The sequence below is a fragment of the Streptomyces sp. NPDC012935 genome, assembly GCF_042900345.1.
In the GTDB taxonomy this organism is placed as follows: domain Bacteria; phylum Actinomycetota; class Actinomycetes; order Streptomycetales; family Streptomycetaceae; genus Streptomyces.
Genome location: NZ_JBIBBC010000013.1, coordinates 186,288 through 207,174 on the forward strand (window position 1 = coordinate 186,288; position 20,887 = coordinate 207,174).

At 69.6% G+C, this 20,887-nt stretch carries 15 protein-coding genes; 7 read left to right on the top strand and 8 right to left on the bottom strand.

Features of this window, described 5'->3' with window-relative positions:
* The first annotated feature begins 281 nt into the window (after positions 1–281).
* Positions 282–1,259, top strand: a complete 978-nt coding sequence (locus ACFY5C_RS28460) for an SMP-30/gluconolactonase/LRE family protein (RefSeq protein ID WP_389449055.1) — start codon at positions 282–284, stop codon at positions 1,257–1,259.
* Positions 1,260–1,423: 164 nt separating this feature from the next.
* Here the strand turns inward: ACFY5C_RS28460 and ACFY5C_RS28465 are convergent, their stop codons facing one another.
* The gene (locus ACFY5C_RS28465; RefSeq protein WP_389449058.1) at positions 1,424–2,398 is read right to left on the bottom strand and encodes a PAC2 family protein; all 975 of its coding nucleotides are present in this window, start codon (positions 2,396–2,398) and stop codon (positions 1,424–1,426) included.
* A gap of 643 nt (positions 2,399–3,041) precedes the next feature.
* Positions 3,042–3,713: a FadR/GntR family transcriptional regulator gene (locus ACFY5C_RS28470; RefSeq protein WP_389449061.1), complete on the bottom strand. Its 672-nt coding sequence runs from the start codon at positions 3,711–3,713 to the stop codon at positions 3,042–3,044.
* A 97-nt stretch (positions 3,714–3,810) separates the two neighbouring features.
* On the opposite strand from ACFY5C_RS28470, the gene ACFY5C_RS28475 reads away from it, so the two are divergent.
* Entirely contained in the window at positions 3,811–4,143 is a 333-nt protein-coding gene (locus ACFY5C_RS28475) for an ArsR/SmtB family transcription factor (protein WP_389449064.1), read from the top strand.
* 73 nt (positions 4,144–4,216) lie between these two features.
* A complete protein-coding gene (locus ACFY5C_RS28480) occupies positions 4,217–5,086 on the top strand; it encodes a TIGR03620 family F420-dependent LLM class oxidoreductase (protein ID WP_389449067.1) in 870 nt (289 codons plus the stop codon).
* Positions 5,087–5,403: 317 nt separating this feature from the next.
* Here the strand turns inward: ACFY5C_RS28480 and ACFY5C_RS28485 are convergent, their stop codons facing one another.
* The 4 genes from ACFY5C_RS28485 to ACFY5C_RS28500 form a co-directional block, all read right to left on the bottom strand.
* Positions 5,404–7,020, bottom strand: a complete 1,617-nt coding sequence (locus tag ACFY5C_RS28485; protein ID WP_389449070.1) for an FAD-dependent oxidoreductase — start codon at positions 7,018–7,020, stop codon at positions 5,404–5,406.
* A 39-nt stretch (positions 7,021–7,059) separates the two neighbouring features.
* Positions 7,060–8,604 (bottom strand): glycerol kinase GlpK, encoded by a 1,545-nt coding sequence (gene glpK, locus ACFY5C_RS28490; RefSeq protein WP_389449073.1) that lies wholly within the window; start codon positions 8,602–8,604, stop codon positions 7,060–7,062.
* Between the two features lie 96 nt (positions 8,605–8,700).
* Positions 8,701–9,495 (bottom strand): MIP/aquaporin family protein, encoded by a 795-nt coding sequence (locus ACFY5C_RS28495; protein WP_389449076.1) that lies wholly within the window; start codon positions 9,493–9,495, stop codon positions 8,701–8,703.
* A gap of 322 nt (positions 9,496–9,817) precedes the next feature.
* Positions 9,818–10,582: an IclR family transcriptional regulator gene (locus tag ACFY5C_RS28500; protein WP_328428845.1), complete on the bottom strand. Its 765-nt coding sequence runs from the start codon at positions 10,580–10,582 to the stop codon at positions 9,818–9,820.
* Positions 10,583–10,877: 295 nt separating this feature from the next.
* Between ACFY5C_RS28500 and metH the strand changes: the two genes are divergently transcribed.
* From metH to ACFY5C_RS28520, 4 genes are all read left to right on the top strand, one after another.
* Positions 10,878–14,396, top strand: a complete 3,519-nt coding sequence (gene metH / locus ACFY5C_RS28505; RefSeq protein ID WP_389449079.1) for a methionine synthase — start codon at positions 10,878–10,880, stop codon at positions 14,394–14,396.
* 160 nt (positions 14,397–14,556) lie between these two features.
* A complete protein-coding gene (locus ACFY5C_RS28510; RefSeq protein WP_389449082.1) occupies positions 14,557–15,252 on the top strand; it encodes an HAD family hydrolase in 696 nt (231 codons plus the stop codon).
* A gap of 444 nt (positions 15,253–15,696) precedes the next feature.
* Positions 15,697–17,301 carry an ABC transporter substrate-binding protein gene (locus ACFY5C_RS28515; protein WP_389449085.1) on the top strand — a complete coding sequence of 535 codons (1,605 nt, stop codon included), beginning with the start codon at positions 15,697–15,699 and terminating at the stop codon, positions 17,299–17,301.
* Between the two features lie 98 nt (positions 17,302–17,399).
* Positions 17,400–18,980, top strand: a complete 1,581-nt coding sequence (locus ACFY5C_RS28520) for an ABC transporter substrate-binding protein (RefSeq protein ID WP_389449088.1) — start codon at positions 17,400–17,402, stop codon at positions 18,978–18,980.
* Between the two features lie 104 nt (positions 18,981–19,084).
* Here the strand turns inward: ACFY5C_RS28520 and ACFY5C_RS28525 are convergent, their stop codons facing one another.
* Complete coding sequence (locus ACFY5C_RS28525; RefSeq protein ID WP_030053339.1) at positions 19,085–19,756, bottom strand: response regulator transcription factor; 672 nt, start codon at positions 19,754–19,756, stop codon at positions 19,085–19,087.
* Positions 19,757–19,771: 15 nt separating this feature from the next.
* Positions 19,772–20,785, bottom strand: a complete 1,014-nt coding sequence (locus tag ACFY5C_RS28530; RefSeq protein ID WP_389449091.1) for a RecB family exonuclease — start codon at positions 20,783–20,785, stop codon at positions 19,772–19,774.
* Between the last annotated feature and the right edge of the window lie 102 nt (positions 20,786–20,887).

Consider the following 20,887-nt stretch of genomic DNA (forward strand, 5'->3'; position numbering starts at 1 on the left):
GGCAAGTGCGGGTGGTGCGGCGCGCCTTCGGGGGACAACCAAGCACTCGCGGACCGTTCCGTCCAGACCGCTTTCGCCAACTCGGTTTGGAAACAAGTTGAATTGGGCAACGTGTGCAATCCGGCTGGAAACAGATGTCACGCGGAAATCGGGTCAGATGTGTCCAGTCGCTGTCGAGAGGCTGTCCACGGCTGCGGGGGCGGCCGGCTTGTGGTGGGGTGGAGGAGTCAGTTGACCGTTGGACCAGCCGACGGCCGGTCCTGTCCGCGGAAGGACGCACCGTGGCCCCCGAGCACCGCTCCTTCGCACCTCATCCCACCCGCCGCGCACTCCTGACGGCCGGCGCCGCCACCGCCGGTGCCGTACTCGTCGCGGCCGCCGGCACTCCCGCCACGGCGGCCGGAAATCCACCCCGGCCCACCGTGATCCACCTCCCGAACGGCTTCCGCCCGGAGGGCATCACCATCGGCGGCGGACCGTACGCCTACCTCGGCTCCCTCGGCGACGGCTCGATCTACCGCGCCGACCTGCGCACCGGCGAGGGTTCCGTCATCTCGGCCGGGCCGGGCACGCCCTCCGTCGGGCTCAAACTCGATCACCGGGGGCGCCTGTTCGTCGCCGGACGCGGCCAGGGCGCCCGCGTCGTGGACGTCCGCAGCGGCAGGATCCTCGCCTCGTACGTCCTGACCACGGCGACCCCGACCTTCGCCAACGACGTGTTCCTGACCGCGCGCACGGCCTGGTTCACCGACTCCTACCAACCCGCGCTCTACGCCCTGCCGCTCGGGCGGCGCGGCGAACTGCCGGACGCGGACGAGGTCGTGACGCTCACCCTGAGCGGCGCCTGGAGCCAGGTCCCCGGCGAGGTCGTCAACGCCAACGGCATCACCGGCACCCCCGACGGATCCGCCCTGCTGGTGGTGCAGTCCGGGGTCGGCGGCCTGCACCGCGTGAACTCGCGCACGGGCGTCACCGAGCTGGTGGACCTCGGCGACGCGGCCCCGCTGACCAACGGCGACGGGCTGTTGCTGACCGGGCGGACGCTGTACGTCGTCCAGAACCGGCAGAACGCCATCGACGTGTTCACTCTCGCCGCCGACGGCCGCAGCGGCGTCTTCCAGCGCCGGATCACCGACCCGCTGTTCGACGTACCGACCACGGCGGCCGCGTACCAGGGCCGCCTCTACCTGCCCAACGCGCGCTTCACCACGACGCCGGCACCGGAGACGACGTACGACGTGATCTCCGTGCCGGTGTGAGCTCCGTGCCGGCGTGATCTCCGTGCCGGTGTGAACTCCGGGACGGCGCAAACCCCGGGACGGCGTGAGCTCCGGGACGGCGCGAACCCCGAACGGCCTGACGAGTTCCGTCCCGTCCCCGTGAGGCGAGCGAGGGCGGTGCGCCCGGCGCACCGCCCTCGTCCTCACTCCTCCGACGACTCGTCGTCGTCCGTGCCGCTCGGCCTCGGCGGCTTGGGCGGCTTCGTCCGGCCGCCCGGGTTGTCCTTCAGGAACGGGCCGGCCTCCCCGCCGTCCGCCGTGGCGTGCCCGCCCGCCGACGGGTCCCGTCTGCGCAGATACCGCTCGAACTCGCGGGCGATCGCCTCGCCCGACGCCTCCGGCAGCTCCGCCGTGTCCCGGGCCTCCTCCAGCGACTGCACGTACTCCGCGACCTCGCTGTCCTCGGCGGCCAGCTGGTCCACGCCGACCTGCCAGGCGCGCGCGTCCTCGGGCAGCTCGCCCAGCGGGATGCGTACGTCGATCAGGTCCTCGAGCCGGTTGAGCAGGGCCAGCGTCGCCTTCGGGTTGGGCGGCTGCGAGACGTAGTGCGGTACGGCGGCCCACAGCGACACGGCCGGTACGCCCGCGTGGGTGCACGCTTCCTGGAGGACGCCGACGATGCCCGTCGGGCCCTCGTACTTGGTCTCCTCCAGATCCATGCGGCGGGCCAGGTCCGAGTCGGACGTGGTCCCGCTGATCGGGACCGGACGCGTGTGCGGGGTGTCGCCGAGCAGGGCGCCCAGGATGACCACCAGCTCCACGCCCAGCTCGTGCGCGAAGCCGAGGAGCTCGTTGCAGAACGAGCGCCAGCGCATGGATGGCTCGATACCTCGGACTAGGACGAGATCACGCGGCTTCTCACCGCTGATGCGGACCACCGACAACCTTGTCGTGGGCCACGTGATCTTGCGCACTCCGTCGTCCATCCACACCGTGGGGCGGTTCACCTGGAAGTCGTAGTAGTCCTCGGCGTCCAGCGCCGCGAACACTTCGCCCTTCCACTCCCTGTCCAGATGCGCGACCGCGGTGGAGGCGGCGTCGCCGGCATCGTTCCAGCCCTCGAACGCGGCCACCATGACCGGGTCGATCAGCTCGGGAACCCCCTCGAGCTCGATCACCCAGTGCCTCCTTCCGACGTGCCCTCGCCTGACTACCCAACCTTACGGCGTGCGACGCGGGCGCCCGCAGCCCCCTTGCATGGGGTGGTGAACGGATCACTGCCCCGTTCACCACCCCGGAACACCCCGCAGTCATCCGAGCTGTGTCCGGCCGACGGGCGCGGTTGACGGATTCCGTCACCCACTCGTGTGGCATCGGCCGAAGCCGCCCCCTGACGTGGCCGACCTGCGGAACTCTTCGCCGGTTGAGCGGAGTTGCCTCAAGGGCACGTCTGCGGAGCGCCGGGATCGTGGGCAACCTGGGGGCGCTGCTGGTCGCCCGTGCGTGTCGAGGACCTGGCGGCCGGGGGCGCGGCGCTGCTGCCGCGCTGGGCCGTGACGGGTCCCCGCGGCCGTCGCCGCACTGCGGCAGTGGGAGGCGGAGGTGCCGGCACGGCGGCCGGCGGCCCGCACCCGCCGCTGGTGTCCTGGCGGGGCGCCTGTACCGGCCGGGGGTCGGGATGACGGAAGGGCCGACGGGCAGGGAAGGGGTGGATCGGCGCGGTCTTCGACGGCCGGCGTGTCCCCGATCGGCGGCTGCTGGTTCTGGGGCGCACCCTTCGGCGTCGCCCCCGACGGCCGGCTCTCGTGCCCCCGCCCCGCGTCACAGAGTGGACCGCAGCCACTGCTCCACGCTCGCGATGTGCACCGTCGCCCACGACCGGGCCGCCTCCGCGTCGCGGTCCCGCAACGCCTCCAGGATCGCCCGGTGTTCGTGCAGGGTCCGGCTGACCGCGTCCTCCTGGGTGAGCCCACGCCAGATGCGCGCTCGCGTGGTGGGCCCGGACAGGCCGTCCAGCAGCGAGCAGAGCACCGAGTTCCCCGAGCTCTGCACGATGCCCCGGTGGAATTCCAGGTCGCAGGCGACCAGCTCCTCCACGGACGGGTCGTTGCCGAGCTTGTCCAACTGGTTCGTCAGCGCGTTCAGTTGCTGTTCGCTGATCCTCGACGCCGCCATCGCCGTGGCCGCCGGTTCCAGGATGCGGCGCACGGCGAGGAACTCCAGCACCGTGTCGTCGCGGTGGAAGTCGACGACGAAGCTCAGCGCCTCCAGCAGCAGTTGCGGGTCCAGGCTCGTGACGTACGTGCCGTCGCCCTGCCGTACGTCCAGGATCCGGATCAGCGACAGGGCGCGCACGGCCTCCCGCAGGGAGTTGCGGGACAGTCCGAGTTCGGCAGCCAGTTCGCTCTCCTTGGGGAGCCGGTCGCCGGGGCGGAGCGCGCCGGAGACGATCATGCCCTTGATCTTCTCGATCGCCTCGTCGGTGACTGCCATGACCGGCCTCCCTGCCGTTCAGGATGCCGTGCAAGACATCCGATGTCTGACGCCATTATGCGGGGTCGATCGAGTGGGCGACCTATACTCCGGACTCATGGCCGACGCAGCGAGCTCACCGGATCCCGACCTGGTCAGCGCCCTGCGGGCGTTGTCGAATCCGGTACGCCTGCAGTTGCTGCTGTGGCTGCGTGAGCCCGAGCGGCACTTCCCCATGGACCGGGCCATCGCGGATCCCGGCGAGGTCGGGGTGTGCGTGAGCCACATCCAGGCCAAGGCCGGGCTGGCGCAGTCGACGGTGTCGGCGTATCTGGCGGAGCTGCAGCGTGCGGGGCTGGTGCGGGCGACGCGGGTGGGGAAGTGGACCCACTACCGGCGCGACGAGGACCGCATCGCCGGGCTGGTCGCCCAACTCGGACAGACCCTCTAGCAGTTGGCGTGTCTCGCGTCGGGAATGGCGTGTCTGTTGCGCCTCATATCGAGAATCTGCGATATTCCGATCCATGATGAACCTGGGAACGTTCGGCATCTACACCTTCGACTTCGAGCACCAGTCGGCCACAGAGGTACGCGACTCGGCCCAGGAGCTGGAGGAACGGGGCTGGCGGGCGTTGTGGGTCCCCGAAGTCGGCGGCCGCGAGGCCCTCACCCACGCCGGCTTCCTGCTCGCCGGCACCGAGCGGTTGCACGTGGTCAACGGCATCGCCCAGATCTGGTCCCGCGAGGCCCGGGCGACGTACGGCGCGAGCGCCCTGCTGGCCGACGCCTACCCGGACCGGCATGTGCTCGGCCTGGGCTTCGGCGGGCTCAAGAGGCCGGGCGTCAAACCGCTGGCGGCGATGGCCGAGTACCTCGACGAACTTGATGCCCTCGCCGAGGAGTCACCCGTCCCGGCGCCACGGATCCCGGTACGGCGCGTCCTGGCCGCGTACGGCCCCAAGATGCTCGCCCTGGCCCGGGACCGCTCCCTCGGCGCGCACACCTACCACGTCAACACCGCCCACACCGCAGCCGCGAGGGAGATCCTGGGTCCGGACGGCTTTCTCGGCGTCGAGCACCCGGTACTCCTCGAGCCTGACCCCGCCCGGGCGCGCGCGACGGCACGTGAGCATCTGCGGCCGTATCTCAGCACCCCGTACAACCTCGCCAAGTTCCGCAGGCTGGGCTACTCGGACGAGGAGATCGAGCACGGCGGCAGCGACCGCCTCGTGGACGACCTGGTGTTCTGGGGAGACGTGGACACGGTGGCCGGCAAGCTCCGGGCCCATGTCGCGGCGGGGGCCGATCATGTCGCCGTCCAGGTGATCGGCATCGAGCCGGGCGCATCCGCGTCGGCGCACTGGAGGCGGCTCGGCGGGGCGCTGCTTCCCTGAGAGGCGAAAGGTTCCTTGGGGCGAAAGGTTCCCTGGGGAGGGCGAAGGTTCTTTGGGGGCGAAAGGTTCGCTGGGGGGGGGAGAGGTTCCCAGGGGGGCGAAGGGTTCCTTGGGGGCGAGAGGTTCCCTTTGAGGGGCGAAGCGTCCCCGAGAGACGGAAGGGGCGGCTCCGTCGGCGTGGAGCCGCCCCCTCCGGTGGTGGCCGGCCCCGGTGCGGAAGGGGCCGCCCTCGTGCGGTCCGGCCTGGTCAGGGGAGTGGCCGGACCTGGCGCCGTGGGAGGCTCATCCGGCGAAACCCTCCCGCGGCGCGTGCGAGGTCACTTCTTGTCGAGCAGGTCCTGGACCTTCGCCCGGACGTCGTCCGTCGCCAGACCCCGGATCGTCAGCGTCGTACGGCGGCGCAGCACGTCGTCCTGCGTCTCGGCCCACTCGTTGTCCCGGGCGTAGACGACCTGGGCCCAGATCTCCGGGGCGTCCGGGTGGACGCGCTCGCCCAGCTCCGGGTTCTCGTTGGCGATGCGGGCGATGTCGAAGGCCAGCGAGCCGTAGTGGGTGGCCAGGTGCCTGGCGGTGTCGGCCGCCATGCGCGGACCCGGCGCCGGGCGGTCGGTGAGCAGACGGTGGGCGACCGCGCGCGGGTTGGCGATGCCCGGCAGCGGCAGCTTCTTCGGCAGCGAGGCGATCGGCTCGAAGTCGTCGCCCAGCGGGTGGCCCGGCAGCGCCTCCAGCTTCTTCATGATCGTGCGGCCGATGTGCCGGAAGGTGGTCCACTTGCCGCCCGCGACGGAGAGCATGCCGCCCCGGCCCTCGGTCACGACCGTCTCGCGCTTGGCCTTTGCCGTGTCACCGGGACCGCCCGGCAGCACGCGCAGACCCGCGAAGGAGTAGGTGATGAGGTCGCGGTCCAGCTGCTGGTCCCGGATGGAGAACGCGGCCTCGTCCAGGATCTGGGCTATGTCCTTCTCGGTGACCGCGACGTCCGCCGGGTCGCCCTCGAACTCCTCGTCCGTGGTGCCCAGCAGGAGCATGTCCTCCCAGGGCAGGGCGAAGGTGATGCGGTACTTGTCGATCGGGGTGGCGAGCGCCGCCTTCCAGGGCGCGGTCCGCTTCAGGACCAGATGCGCGCCCTTCGACAGGCGGATCGACGGCGCGGCATCGGGGTCCTCCATCTTGCGCAGGTGGTCGACCCACGGGCCGGTCGCGTTGAGCACGAGGCGGGCGTTGACGCCGAACTCGTCACCGGTCGTGCGGTCCTTCAGGTCCGCGCCGGTCACCCGGCCCTTGGTGAAGCGCAGGCCGGTGACCTCGGCGTGGTTGAGCACGACCGCGCCCGCCTCGACGGCCCCGCGGACCGTCATCAGCGCCATGCGCGCGTCGTTCATCTGGTCGTCGCCGTACACGGCCACGGCCTTGAGGTTGTCGGTGCGCAGCTCGGGCACGTCCTGCGCCGCCTTGGCGGGGGAGAGGAGGTGTCCGACGCCGTCACCGAAGGCGGAGAGCGCGGAGTAGGCGAACACGCCCGCCCCGAGCTTCGCGGCGCCGTGCGGCCCGCCCTTGTACACGGGGAGGTAGAACGTGAGCGGGTTCGCCAGGTGGGGGGCCACCTGGCGGGAGACCGCACGGCGCTCGAAGTGGTTCTCCGCCACCAGCTTCACCGCGCCGGTCTGCAGGTAGCGCAGACCGCCGTGGAGCAGCTTGGAGGAGGCGGAGGAGGTGGCGCCGGCGAAGTCGCCGGCGTCGACCAGAGCCACCCTGAGGCCGGACTGCGCGGCGTGCCAGGCGGTGGAGATGCCCAGGATGCCGCCGCCGATCACGAGAAGGTCGTACGACGCCTTGGCGAGCTGTTCCCGGGTCTCGGCGCGGCTCGGGTTGGAGCCGGAGGCCGGGTGCGTACCGAGGGCAGGCACGGACTGCAGGGTGGTCTGACTGGTCATTTCGGGTTCTTACTCCTCATCAGAGTTCGAGAGCTGCGGTCAGTTCTCGTCGTCCTCATCGAGCCAGCCCATGGTCCGCTCGACGGCCTTGAGCCAGTTCTTGTACTCACGGTCGCGGGTCTCCGCGTCCATGCGGGGGGTCCACTCGGCGGCCCGGCGCCAGTTGGCACGCAGGTCGTCGGTGCTGTTCCAGAAGCCGACGGCGAGACCGGCGGCGTAGGCGGCGCCGAGGCAGGTGGTCTCGGCGACCATCGGGCGCACCACGGGTGCGTCCAGGACGTCGGAGAGCGTCTGCATCAGCAGGTTGTTGGCGGTCATGCCACCGTCGACCTTGAGGGCCACCAGCTCGTCGCCGGAGTCCTTGACCATGGCGTCGGCGATCTCCCGGGTCTGCCAGGCCGTGGCCTCCAGGACGGCACGCGCCAGGTGCGCCTTGGTGACGTACCGGGTCAGGCCGGCGATCACACCGCGGGCGTCGGAGCGCCAGTGCGGGGCGAACAGGCCGGAGAAGGCCGGCACGAAGTAGGCGCCGCCGTTGTCCTCGACCGACAGCGCGAGCGTCTCGATCTCGGCAGCGGTGGAGATCAGGCCCATCTGGTCGCGCATCCACTGCACCAGGGAGCCGGTGACGGCGATCGAGCCCTCCAGGGCGTAGACCGTCGGCTGGTCGCCGATCTTGTAGCCGACCGTGGTCAGCAGGCCCGCGTAGGAGTTGATGATCTTCTCACCGGTGTTCATCACCATGAAGGTGCCGGTGCCGTACGTCGACTTGACCTCGCCCTCGGAGAAACAGGTCTGGCCGAACAGGGCCGCCTGCTGGTCGCCGAGCGCGGAGGCGACCGGGATGCCGCCGAGCAGGTCGCCCAGCTTGCCGCCGGTGATCTCGCCGTAGACCTCGGCGGAGGAGCGGATCTCGGGGAGGATCTGGGTCGGCACGCCGATCGACTCGGCGATCTTCTCGTCCCACGCCATGGTGTGGAGGTTCATCAGCATGGTGCGGGAGGCGTTGGTGACGTCGGTGACGTGCTTGCCGCCGTTGGCACCGCCGGTCAGGTTCCAGATGACCCAGGTGTCCATGGTGCCGAAGAGGATGTCGCCGGCTTCGGCGCGCTCCTTGAGGCCCTCGACGTTGTCCAGCAGCCAGCGGGCCTTGGGACCGGCGAAGTAGGAAGCGAGGGGGAGGCCGGTCTCGCGGCGGAAGCGGTCCTGGCCGACGTTGCGGCCGAGCTCCCGGCACAGGGCGTCGGTGCGGGTGTCCTGCCAGACGATGGCGTTGTGGACGGGCTCACCGGTGTTCTTGTCCCACAGCACGGTGGTCTCGCGCTGGTTGGTGATACCGATGGCCTTGATGTCGTCGCGGGTGATGCCGGCCTTCTGGATGGCCCCAGCGACGACCTCCTGGACGTTGGTCCAGATCTCGTTGGCGTTGTGCTCGACCCAGCCCGGCTTCGGGAAGATCTGCTCGTGCTCCTTCTGGTCGACGGAGACGATCCGGCCGTCGCGGTCGAAGACGATGCAGCGGGACGAGGTGGTGCCCTGGTCGATGGCGGCGATGAAGGGCCCGGCGGTGTGGGCGTCGGTCACTGTCTGCTCCTGGAAGTTCCGTGGTTATGGGGCTTTACGTACGGCGCGTGCTGAGAGTTTCGGTGCTTCTCACTCGAACGGGTGAAGCTCGTACTCCTAAGCAAAAGCGACGTTGTAGATGCCTGCCGCGATGGCGCCGCCGATCAGCGGACCGACCACCGGGATCCAGGCGTAGCCCCAGTCGGAACCGCCCTTGTTGGGCAGGGGCAGCAGGGCGTGGACGATACGCGGACCGAGGTCACGGGCCGGGTTGATCGCGTAGCCGGTCGGGCCGCCGAGCGACAGACCGATCGAGACGACCACGAGCGCGGTGATCAGGGCGCCCAGCGTGCCGAGGCCCTTGCCGCTGTCGTTCAGGCCCTGTGTGAGGACCGCGAGCACCAGCACGACCGTGCCGATGATCTCCGTGAGGAGGTTCTGCACCGCGTTCCGGATCTCGGGACCGGTGGAGAAGATGCCCAGGACCGGGCCGGCGCCCTTCTCCTGGGCCTCGACGGCCTTGGCCGTCGTGGCCTGCGCACCCGGACCGCCGACGATCTCCTTGTCGGTGAGGTGGGCGTGGAACTGGCCGTAGTAGGCGACCCACACCAGAGCCGCACCGATCATGGCACCGAGCAGCTGTCCGGCGAAGTACGCCGGAACGTTGCTCCAGTCGCTGTCCTTGATCGCGAGCGCGACGGTCACGGCCGGGTTCAGGTGGGCGCCGGACAGGGGCGCCGAGGTGTACACCGCCGTGAGTACTGCGAAGCCCCACCCGAAGGTGATGGCGAGCCAGCCGGCGTTGCGGGCCTTGGAGGCCTTCAGCGTCACAGCGGCGCAGACGCCGCCGCCGAGCAGGATGAGTATGGCGGTACCGATGGTCTCGCCGATGAAGATGTCGGAGCTGGACACCCGCGACTCCTTTGTCCTTCGTCCAGGGGAAGCCGAACCTCCGGGTCCCTCCGGTGGTTCGCGTCGCCCTCGGGTGAGAGCGGCGCCGGCCCTTGGCGTTGTCACACTCTAGCGCGTATTGCCGGTAGGTGTTCGACAATGCCGACCGATGGACGGGAGCTTGCCCCGGCGTCACACATGCGTCAAGAGTCACGTCGTCGAATGTGCGATCGTTGTTGCTTGTGTTGATTTGTCGACACCGGTGACGGCAGTGCGGGGGAACGGCGAAGCGCCGGAACGTCCTACGACGTTCCGGTGTCCGTTTCTCGCCCCGTCCGGCTTCTCAGAACCGCCCGGCGCCCAGGTCCCGTGACACCGCGCGGGCGCAGTCGCGCACCGCCGCCACCAGCTCGGGGCGCAGCTCGCCGTCCCGGCACAGCCGCTCCACGGCACCGGTGATGCCGACCGAGCCGACCGGCATCCGGCGCCGGTCGTGGATGCAGGCGGCGACGGAGGCGACGCCCTCCCAGGTCTCCTCGACGTCGGCCGCGTAGCCACGCGCGCGTGTCACGTCGAGGATGTGCTCGAAGGCGTCCAGCTCGCACACGGTGCGGTCGGTGAAGGCCTTGCGGTCGGCCTCGATCACCTCGCTGTGCGCGACCGGGTCGTACGCCGACAGGACCTTGCCGAGGGCGGTGGAGTGCAGCGGCTGCATGGCCCCGATCTCCAGCACCTGGCGGCTGTCGTCGGGGCGGAAGACGTGGTGGACGATCAGTACGCCCTGCTGGTGCAGCACGCCCAGATACACGCTCTCCCCGCTGGAGCGGGCCAGGTCGTCCGTCCACACCAGGGCGCGGGCCCGCAGCTCGTGTACATCCAGGTAGGTGGTGCCCAGCCGCAGCAGCTCGGCGCCCAGCTGGTAGCGCCCGGAGGCGTCGTCCTGCTCGACGAAGCCCTCCTGCTGGAGGGTGCGCAGGATTCCGTGGGCGGTGCCCTTGGCGAGGCCCAGCGACGAGGCGATGTCGGACAGGCCGAGCCGCCGCTCACCGCCTGCGAGGAGCCGCAGCATCGCGGCCGCCCGTTCGAGCGACTGGATGTTCCGTGCCATCGCCGTACTGCCTCCGTCCCCTTCGAGCGTCGACCGTGCGACGTCGCTGCCGCCGTTCGGCAATGTCGAACACTACCGGTCGATGCCGACCTCCCGCCAATGGTCGGCGGTTATCCGTCCACTGGTGTTGCGTGGCCCGTGGCCGAAGATCGACCCTGCCGTCATCCTCGTCCCGCCTCGTGGACCGCCCGACCGTTCGACGGCGGTCCCGGCTACCCTGGCGGCGTGCGCCCACCGCGGACGGATCCGTAAAGGGCGCAAAGCCGACAGCCGTCGCACTCCAGGGAGCCCTTACATGGCCTCGTTGCCACCGACCCCTTCCGCCGACAGCCGGACCCGTGTGTCCGCGCTCCGCGAGGCGCTCGCCACCCGAGTGGTGGTCGCCGACGGAGCGATGGGCACCATGTTGCAGGCCCAGGAGCCCACACTCGAGGACTTCGAGAACCTCGAGGGCTGCAACGAGATCCTCAACCTGACCCGCCCCGACATCGTCCGCTCCGTGCACGAGGAGTACTTCGGCGCGGGCGTGGACTGCGTCGAGACGAACACGTTCGGCGCAAACCACTCGGCCATGGCCGAGTACGACATCGCCGACCGGGTGTACGAGCTGTCCGAGGCGGGCGCCCGTATCGCCCGCGAGACGGCCGACGCGTTCGGTGCCCGTGACGGCCGCCAGCGGTGGGTGCTCGGCTCGATCGGACCCGGCACGAAGCTGCCGACCCTCGGCCACATCGGCTACGGCACGCTGCGCGACGGCTTCCAGGCGAACGCCGAGGGCCTGCTCGCCGGCGGCGCGGACGCCCTGATCGTGGAGACCACGCAGGACCTCCTGCAGACGAAGTCGTCGATCCTGGGCGCCCGCCGCGCCATGGAGGCGACCGGCACCGAGGTGCCGCTGCTGGTGTCCATGGCCTTCGAGACCACCGGCACGATGCTGCTCGGCTCCGAGATCGGCGCCGCGCTGACCGCGCTGGAGCCCCTCGGCGTCGACATGATCGGCCTGAACTGCTCGACGGGCCCGGCCGAGATGAGCGAGCACCTGCGCTACCTCGCCCGGCACTCGCGCACCCCGCTGCTGTGCATGCCGAACGCAGGCCTGCCGATCCTCACCAAGGACGGCGCCCACTTCCCGCTCGACCCCGAGGGCCTGGCCGACGCCCAGGAGACCTTCGTACGGGACTACGGCCTGAACCTCGTCGGCGGCTGCTGCGGCACCACCCCCGAGCACCTCAGGCAGCTCGTGGACCGGGTCCGGGAGGCCACGCCCGTCGAGCGCACGCCGCAGCCCGAGCCCGGCGCCGCATCTCTCTACCAGACGGTCCCGTTCCGCCAGGACACCTCCTACCTGGCCATCGGCGAGCGCACCAATGCCAACGGCTCGAAGAAGTTCCGCGAGGCCATGCTGGAGGCGCGCTGGGACGACTGTGTGGAGATGGCCCGCGACCAGATCCGCGAGGGCGCCCACATGCTCGACCTGTGCGTCGACTACGTCGGCCGGGACGGCGTCGCCGACATGGAGGAGCTGGCCGGCCGCTTCGCCACCGCCTCCACGCTGCCGATCGTCCTGGACTCGACCGAGGTCGACGTCATCCAGGCCGGCCTGGAGAAGCTCGGCGGGCGCGCGGTCATCAACTCCGTCAACTACGAGGACGGCGACGGCCCCGAGTCCCGCTTCGCGAAGGTCACCAAGCTCGCCCGCGAGCACGGCGCCGCGCTCATCGCGCTGACCATCGACGAGGAGGGCCAGGCCCGCACCCCCGAGAAGAAGGTCGAGATCGCCGAACGGCTGATCGAGGACCTGACCACGAACTGGGGCATCCTCGAGTCCGACATCCTCATCGACACCCTGACCTTCACCATCTGCACCGGTCAGGAGGAGTCCCGTAAGGACGGCATCGCCACCATCGAGGCGATCCGCGAGCTCAAGCGGCTCCACCCGGACGTCCAGACCACCCTCGGCCTGTCGAACATCTCCTTCGGCCTGAACCCGGCCGCCCGCATCCTGCTCAACTCCGTCTTCCTCGACGAGTGCGTCAAGGCGGGCCTGGACTCGGCGATCGTGCACGCGTCGAAGATCCTGCCGATCGCCCGCTTCTCCGAGGAAGAGGTCCAGACCGCCCTCGACCTCATCCACGACCGCCGCGCCGAGGGCTACGACCCGCTGCAGAAGCTCATGGCCCTGTTCGAGGGCGCCACCGCCAAGTCCCTGAAGGCCGGAAAGGCCGAGGAACTCGCCGCCCTGCCGCTGGAGGAGCGCCTCAAGCGCCGCATCATCGACGGCGAGAAGAACGGCCTGGAAGCCGACCTCGACGACGCCCTCCAGGCCCGCTCCGCCCTCGACATCGTCAACGAGACGCTCCTGGACGGCATGAAGGTCGTCGGCGAGCTGTTCGGCTCCGGCCAGATGCAGCTGCCGTTCGTGCTCCAGTCCGCCGAGGTGATGAAGTCCGCCGTCGCCTACCTCGAACCGCACATGGAGAAGACGGACGCCGACGGCAAGGGCACCATCGTGCTGGCCACGGTCCGCGGCGATGTCCACGACATCGGCAAGAACCTGGTGGACATCATCCTGTCCAACAACGGCTACAACGTGGTCAACCTGGGCATCAAGCAGCCCGTCTCCGCGATCCTGGAAGCCGCCGAGGAGCACCGGGCCGACGTCATCGGCATGTCCGGGCTGCTGGTGAAGTCCACGGTGATCATGAAGGAGAACCTGGAGGAGCTCAACCAGCGCGGCCTCGCGGCCGACTACCCGGTCATCCTCGGCGGCGCCGCCCTCACACGCGCGTACGTCGAGCAGGACCTGCACGAGATCTACGAGGGCGAAGTCCGCTACGCCCGCGACGCGTTCGAGGGCCTGCGCCTGATGGACGCCCTCATCGGCGTCAAGCGCGGCGTGCCCGGCGTGCAGCTGCCCGAGCTCAAGCAGCGCCGCGTCAAGAGCGCCGCCGCGACGGCCGTCCTGGACGAGCGCCCCGAGGAAGGGCACGTCCGCTCCGACGTCGCCACCGACAACCCGCTCCCCGAGCCGCCGTTCTGGGGCACCCGTGTCATCAAGGGCATCCAGCTCAAGGAGTACGCGTCCTGGCTCGACGAGGGCGCACTCTTCAAGGGCCAGTGGGGCCTGAAGGAGACCCGCAGCGGCGACGGACCGTCGTACCAGGACCTCGTCGAGACCGAGGGCCGCCCGCGGCTGCGCGGTCTGCTCGACAAGCTCCAGACGGAGAACCTCCTCGAAGCGGCCGTGGTCTACGGCTACTTCCCGTGCGTCTCCAAGGACGACGACCTGATCCTGCTGGACGAGCACGGCAACGAACGCACCCGCTTCAGCTTCCCGCGTCAGCGCCGTGGCCGGCGGCTGTGCCTCGCGGACTTCTTCCGCCCGCAGGAGTCGGGCGAGACGGACGTCGTGGGCCTGCAGGTCGTCACCGTGGGCTCGCGGATCGGTGAGGAGACGGCCCGGATGTTCGAGGCCAACGCCTACCGGGACTACCTCGAACTGCACGGCCTGTCCGTGCAGTTGGCGGAGGCCCTCGCCGAGTACTGGCACGCGCGCGTGCGTTCCGAGCTGGGCTTCGCCGGTGAGGACCCGGCCGGCATCGAGGACATGTTCGCGCTGAAGTACCGGGGCGCCCGCTTCTCCCTCGGCTACGGCGCCTGCCCCAACCTCGAGGACCGGGCCAAGATCGCCGACCTCCTCGAGCCGGAGCGCATCGGCGTCCACCTGTCCGAGGAGTTCCAGCTGCACCCCGAGCAGTCCACGGACGCGATCGTCATCCACCACCCCGAGGCGAAGTACTTCAACGCACGCTGAGGCGCCCCCCGCCCCGATTGCGGGCGGTTAACCGGTGTGCCCCGAGGCACACCGGTCAAACCAGGCGCTTCATCCGCGCAGGTCGTACACTGGACGGTCCACCGCAGGCCGGTTCCCTCCGTGGGAACCGGCCTGGTCGTCCCTTCAAGGAGGTACGTGGATGACCAGCACGGTCCCCGCACCAGTAACCCGTACGGCCGAGGGCTCGGCCCTGCAGGCGGTCCTCCTCGACATGGACGGAACCCTGGTGGACACCGAGGGCTTCTGGTGGGACGTGGAGGTCGAGGTCTTCGCGAGCCTGGGGCACACCCTCGACGACACCTGGCGCCATGTCGTGGTCGGCGGTCCGATGAGCCGCAGTGCCGGGTTCCTGATCGAGGCCACCGGCGCCGACATCGCCCTCGCCGAGCTCACGCTGCTGCTGAACCAGGGCTTCGAGGACCGTATCGACCGCGCCCTGCCGCTGATGCCGGGCGCGGCCCGGCTGCTGGCCGAACTGGCCGCGTACGAGATCCCCACGGCCCTGGTCTCGGCCTCGCACCGGCGCATCATCGACCGTGTGCTCACCTCGCTCGGCCCCCAGCACTTCGCGCTGACCGTCGCCGGTGACGAAGTGGAGCGCACCAAGCCGCACCCGGACCCGTACCTTTTCGCCGCGGCCGGACTGGGCGCGGATCCCGCCCGGTGCGCGGTCGTCGAGGACACCGCGACCGGCGTCGCCGCAGCGGAGGCCGCCGGCTGTCATGTGGTGGCCGTGCCGTCGGTTGCGCCGATCACCCCGGCCGCCCGGCGCACCGTGGTGACCTCACTGGAAGAGGTCGATCTGGCATTTCTGCGCGGTCTGATCACCCTCTGACGGAGACTGACAACGTCCGACAACGGAAATAGGGCCGGTGTTCACCCAGCGTGCAACACCGATAGCGCGGGAATTCCGCAAGGGAATTCGAGTGGCGCCGGATGGCTGAATTCCGGTGCACGCCAGCACCGTTCAGATTGTGACGTTTACCACTGCCCACGGGGTCGACAGGTGACTCGCCGTGTGCAGCACCCCCTGCTTCGAGGGCTTGAGGCGCACCTTTGTGTCCCGATTGATGGATCGGTGCACGAATCCTTCCGGTCCAAGGTTTCCGGTGCGTTCGCGACCGGCTCCACAGCGTGATGGGGGCTCAACTCCGGTCGCGGCGAACCCTCCTGCGGGCGCGGACTAACCTCGTCGCGAGAACATCGAACTTACCCCGTGATCCGCCGCGACACCCCTGCATGCCGGGTACACGGAGTCGACAGCTGGAGAAACCCGAGCATGAACCGCAAGAGTTTGGTGCTGCCGGCCGTCATCGGCCTGCTTGTGCCGGTTCTCGCCGCCTGTGGCGGAACCGACAGCGGCAGCGACAGCGGCGACGCGATCGTCGTCGGCACCACGGACGCGTTCACTGCCTCGAAGGACGCTCCCGCACCCCTCGATCCGGCCTACGCCTACGACGTCGGCACCTGGAACATCCTGCGCCAGACCGTGCAGACCCTGATGATCCAGCCGCGCGGCGAGGGCGAACCGGTACCCGAGGCCGCCCAGACCTGCGGCTTCACCGACAGCGGCAACGAACGCTACGCGTGCACCCTGCGCAAGGACCTGAAGTTCGCGAACGGCGACCCCGTCACCGCGGACGACGTGAAGTACTCCATCGACCGCGCCCGCGCCCTCAAGGCCGACAGCGGCGTCTTCGCCCTGCTGTCCACCATCGACACCGTCGAGACCCAGGGCGACCGCGAGGTCATCTTCCACCTCAAGACCGCCGACGCCACCTTCCCGTTCAAGCTGTCCACCCCGGTCGCGGGCATCGTCGACCCGGACATCTACGCCAAGGACAAGCTGCGCGACGGCTTCGAGCTCGACGGCTCCGGCCCGTACACCCTCCAGGCCGAGGTCAAGAACGACGAGCTGGTCTCCGCCATGTTCACCAAGAACCCCGACTACAAGGGGAGTCTGAAGGTGAACAACGACAAGGTCGAACTGCGCAACTTCGCGGACGCCGACGAGATGGGCGCCGCCCTCGACAAGGGCGACATCGACCTGATGACCCGCACCATGTCGCCCGAGCAGATCCAGAAGCTGTCGGCCGACTCCGACGACACCGTCGACCTCGTCGACATGTCCGGCCTGGAAATCCGCTACCTGGCCTTCAACACCGACGACCCGTCGGTGCGGACCAAGGCCGTCCGCCAGGCCATGGCGCAGGTCATCGACCGCGGCGAACTCGTCTCCAAGGTCTACGGCTCCCAGGCCGAACCGCTGTACTCGCTGGTTCCCGCCAGCATCACGGGCCATTCCAACGCGTTCTTCAACAAGTACGGCGACCCGAGCACCGCCAAGGCCAAGTCCCTGCTGGAGAAAGCCGGCGTCACCACCCCGGTGAAGCTCACGCTGCACTACACGACCGACCACTACGGCTCGGCCACGAAGAAGGAGTTCGAGCTGCTGAAGAAGCAGCTCAACGACAGCGGCCTGTTCGACGTCGACATCAAGGGCGCCCCCTGGGCGACGTTCCGCCCCGCCGAGCAGAAGGGCGAGTACGAGGTCTACGGCATGGGCTGGTTCCCGGACTTCCCGGACGCCGACAACTACCTCGCGCCGTTCCTCGACAAGGACAACTTCCTCGGCTCGCCGTACGCCAACAGCACGATCCGCAACACCCTCATCCCGGAGTCCCGCCGCGTCGCCGACCGGCTGTCGGCGTCCGGCAGCCTGACGGACATTCAGGACATCGTCGCCGAGGACGTGCCTGTGCTGCCGCTGTGGCAGGGCAAGCAGTTCGTCGCCGCCGGCGACGACGTCACGGGCACCGCGTACGTGCTCAACTCCTCCTCGACCCTTCAGCTGTGGGAGCTCAGCCGTGGCGTGAGCGGCTGACCTCACCCGTGACCGGCGGCCATGACCAGGGCGCCGGCACGCCCGGGATCCAGGACGGGTGCCCGGGTACCTCACAACCGACGACAAGGCACTCGTAAGTGAACATGCGCAACCAGTGGCCGGTCCTGCCCGTCGTGGCAGGGCTGGCCTCCGGCCTGCTGACCGGCTGTGGAACGGAGACCGGCGACGCCGGGGGAACCGGTACCTCGGTGGTCATGGGGATGTCGGACGACGTCCTGGCCACCGACCCCGCTTCCGGCTACGACCCCGGCTCCTGGCTGTTGTTCAACAACGTCTTCCAGTCGCTGCTCAGCTTCCCCAAGGGCGCCACCGAACCGCAGCCGGAGGCCGCCGAGCAGTGCGCCTTCTCCGACACGCAGACGACGGTCTACAGGTGCACGCTCAAGGACGGCCTGAAGTTCAGCAACGGTGACGCGCTCACCGCCAAGGACGTCAAGTTCTCCTTCGACCGCATGCTGAAGATCAACGACCCCGACGGTCCCGCGGTCATGTTCCCCACGCTCGACAAGGTCGAGACGCCCGACGACAAGACGGTCGTCTTCCAGCTCAACACCCCCGACGCCACCTTCCCGAGCAAGATAGCCTCCGGCGCCGGCTCCATCGTCGACGAGGAACAGTACGACGCGGGCGCGCTGCGCAAGGACGACCAGGCGGTCGGCTCTGGCCCCTACAAGCTCGACAAGTTCGACGACGACGAGGCCGTCTTCTCCGTCAACGAGAACTACAAGGGCACCGCGAAGGTACAGAACGACGGCGTGACCCTGAAGTTCTTCAACGGCGACCAGGACGCCCTGAAGAAGGCCCTGAGCGCCAACGAGGTCGACATCGCCTACCGCGGCCTCACCGCGGGCGGCATCGCCGACGTCGAGAAGTCCGGCGGCGACTCGGGCGTGGAGGTCGTCGAGGGCAGCAGCGCCGAGGTCCAGCACCTGGTCTTCAACATGGACGACCCGGTCGCCGGCAAGCTCGGCGTCCGCAAGGCCATGGCCTACCTGATCGACCGTGACGCCCTCATCAAGGACGTCTACCAGGGCACGGCCACGCCGCTGTACTCCATCATCCCGGCCGGCATCAGCGGCCACAACACGGCCTTCTTCGACACCTACGGCGCCCGCCCCTCCAAGGCGAAGGCCGCCGCGGCCCTGCGGGACGAGGGCATCGACGGCAAGGTGAAGCTGACCCTGTGGTCCACCCCGTCGCGCTACGGCCCGGCCACCGACCAGGAGTTGGAGACGATCGCTCGGCAGCTCAACGCCAGCGGCCTGTTCGACGCCGATGTGCAGTCCGTCGCGTTCGACCAGTACGAGAAGGACATTGCCGACGGCAAGTATGGCGTGTACGTGAAGGGCTGGATCCCGGACTACCCGGACGCCGACAGCTTCACGGCCCCCTTCTTCGGCAAGGGCAACGTGCTGAGCAACAACTACAGCAACGACGCCATCACCGGCACGCTCATCCCGCGCACAGCCGCCGAGAGCGACCGCGCCGCGACGGACGACGAGTTCAACGAGCTCCAGGACATCGTGGCCCAGGAACTCCCCGTCCTTCCGGTCTGGCAGGCCAAGCAGTACGCGGTCGTCCGCGACAACGTCTACGGCCTGGAGTACTGCCTCGACGCCTCCACCGTGTTCCGCTTCTGGGAGCTGAGCAAGGGCTGACGGACGTCGTACGCGACGCACCTGCTCCAAGCAGGAAAACGCGGAGGGCGCCCCTTCCTGGGAAGGGGCGCCCTCCGCGTCGTCGTACGGCGGCGTACAGGCTCCTACTGGGCGCCGGGACGCACCAGCCCGCTCTCGTACGCGTACACCGCGGCCTGCACCCGGTCCCGCAGGCCCAGCTTGGTCAGGACGTGACCCACATGCGTCTTGACGGTGGTCTCGCTGACGAACAGGTCGGCGGCGATCTCGGCGTTGGACAGACCCCGCGCCACCAGCTTCAGCACCTCCACCTCGCGCTCCGTCAGCGTGTGCAGGGTGTCCGGAACCGGCTCGTCACCCGACGGCAGATGCGTGGCGTACTTGTCGAGCAGCCGGCGCGTGATGCTCGGCGCGAGCATCGCCTCACCACCGGCGACCACCCGGATCGCCTGCACCAGCTCATTGGCCGGGGCGTCCTTCAGCAGAAAACCGCTGGCACCCGCCTTGAGCGCCTCCACCACGTACTCGTCGAGATCGAACGTGGTCAGCACCAGCACCTTCGCCGGGCCGTCCCGCCCGGGACCGGTGATCTGCCGCGTCGCCTCGACCCCGTCCATGCGAGGCATGCGGATGTCCATCAGAACCACGTCGGGCTGCAGGGCCCGCACCTGGTCGAGAGCTTGGAGGCCGTCACCGGCCTCGCCCACGACCGCGATGTCCTGCTCCGCCTCCAGAATCATCCGGAAGCCGGTACGCAGCAGGGGCTGGTCGTCGACCAGTAGGACGCGGATGGCCACGTGAGTCTCCTTCGCCTAGTCCGGGCCCATTCTGCCCTGCGCACCGCCGCCGGACTCGCCCGCCCTGACCGGCAGCGGATACGGCGGGGGAGTGCCCCCGAACTCCGGGCAGTGGGCCTGGTGGTCGCACCAGCCGCACAGCTTCGTCTGCCGGGGACGCCAGTCGCCCGTCTCGGTCGCCACCCGGATCGCCTCCCACAGCGCCAGCAGCTTGCGCTCGACCCGCTCCAGGTCGGCGAGGACCGGGTCGTACGTCAGCACGTCACCGCTGCCGAGATAGACGAGCTGGAGCCGGCGAGGGATCACCTTCTTCAGCCGCCACACGACCAAGGCGTAGAACTTCATCTGGAACAGCGCACCCTCGGCGTACTCGGGCCGGGGCGCCTTGCCCGTCTTGTAGTCGACGATCCGCACCTCGCCCGTGGGCGCCACGTCGACGCGGTCGATGATGCCGCGCAGCCGCAGCCCCGAGTCCAGCTCGGCCTCGATGAACAGCTCCCGCTCGGCCGGCTCCAGCCGCGTCGGATCCTCGAGACCGAACCACCGCTCGACGAGCCGCTCCGCCTCACCGAGCCAGGTCGCCAGCCGCTCGCCCTCGGGGTCGTCCGCGAACAGCTCCACGACCTCCGGCCTGCTCTCCCGCAGCCGGTCCCACTGGCCCGGGATGAGGGACTTCGCGCGCGGCGCGGTCCGCTCGGCGGCAGGGGCGTCGAAAAGCCGCTCCAGCACCGCGTGCACCAGCGTGCCCTTCGTCGCCGCCGCGCTCGGCTTCTCGGGCAGCCGGTCGATCACCCGGAACCGGTAGAGCAGCGGGCACTGCATGAAGTCACTGGCACGAGAAGGGGACAGCGAGGCCGGCGCTATCGCCGGGCGCACGGCCGTGCCGCCCGCTGCAGCCGCGCTCTCACCCGCATCGCCCGCAGTCGCCGTACTGTCCGTCCCCACCGGGTACTCGTCCGTCACCGGCTCTGCCACCGGCGCGGCGTCACTGCCGCAGTCCGCCGCGGCACCCTCCGTGCTCGTCTCCATGACCACAGACCTTACGGCCCACCACTGACAGTGACCCAGCCCCGGCCGTCAACGCCGGGGCGGACGGGGAAACAGAGGGGTGCCGGGGCGAAACGCGCCGCG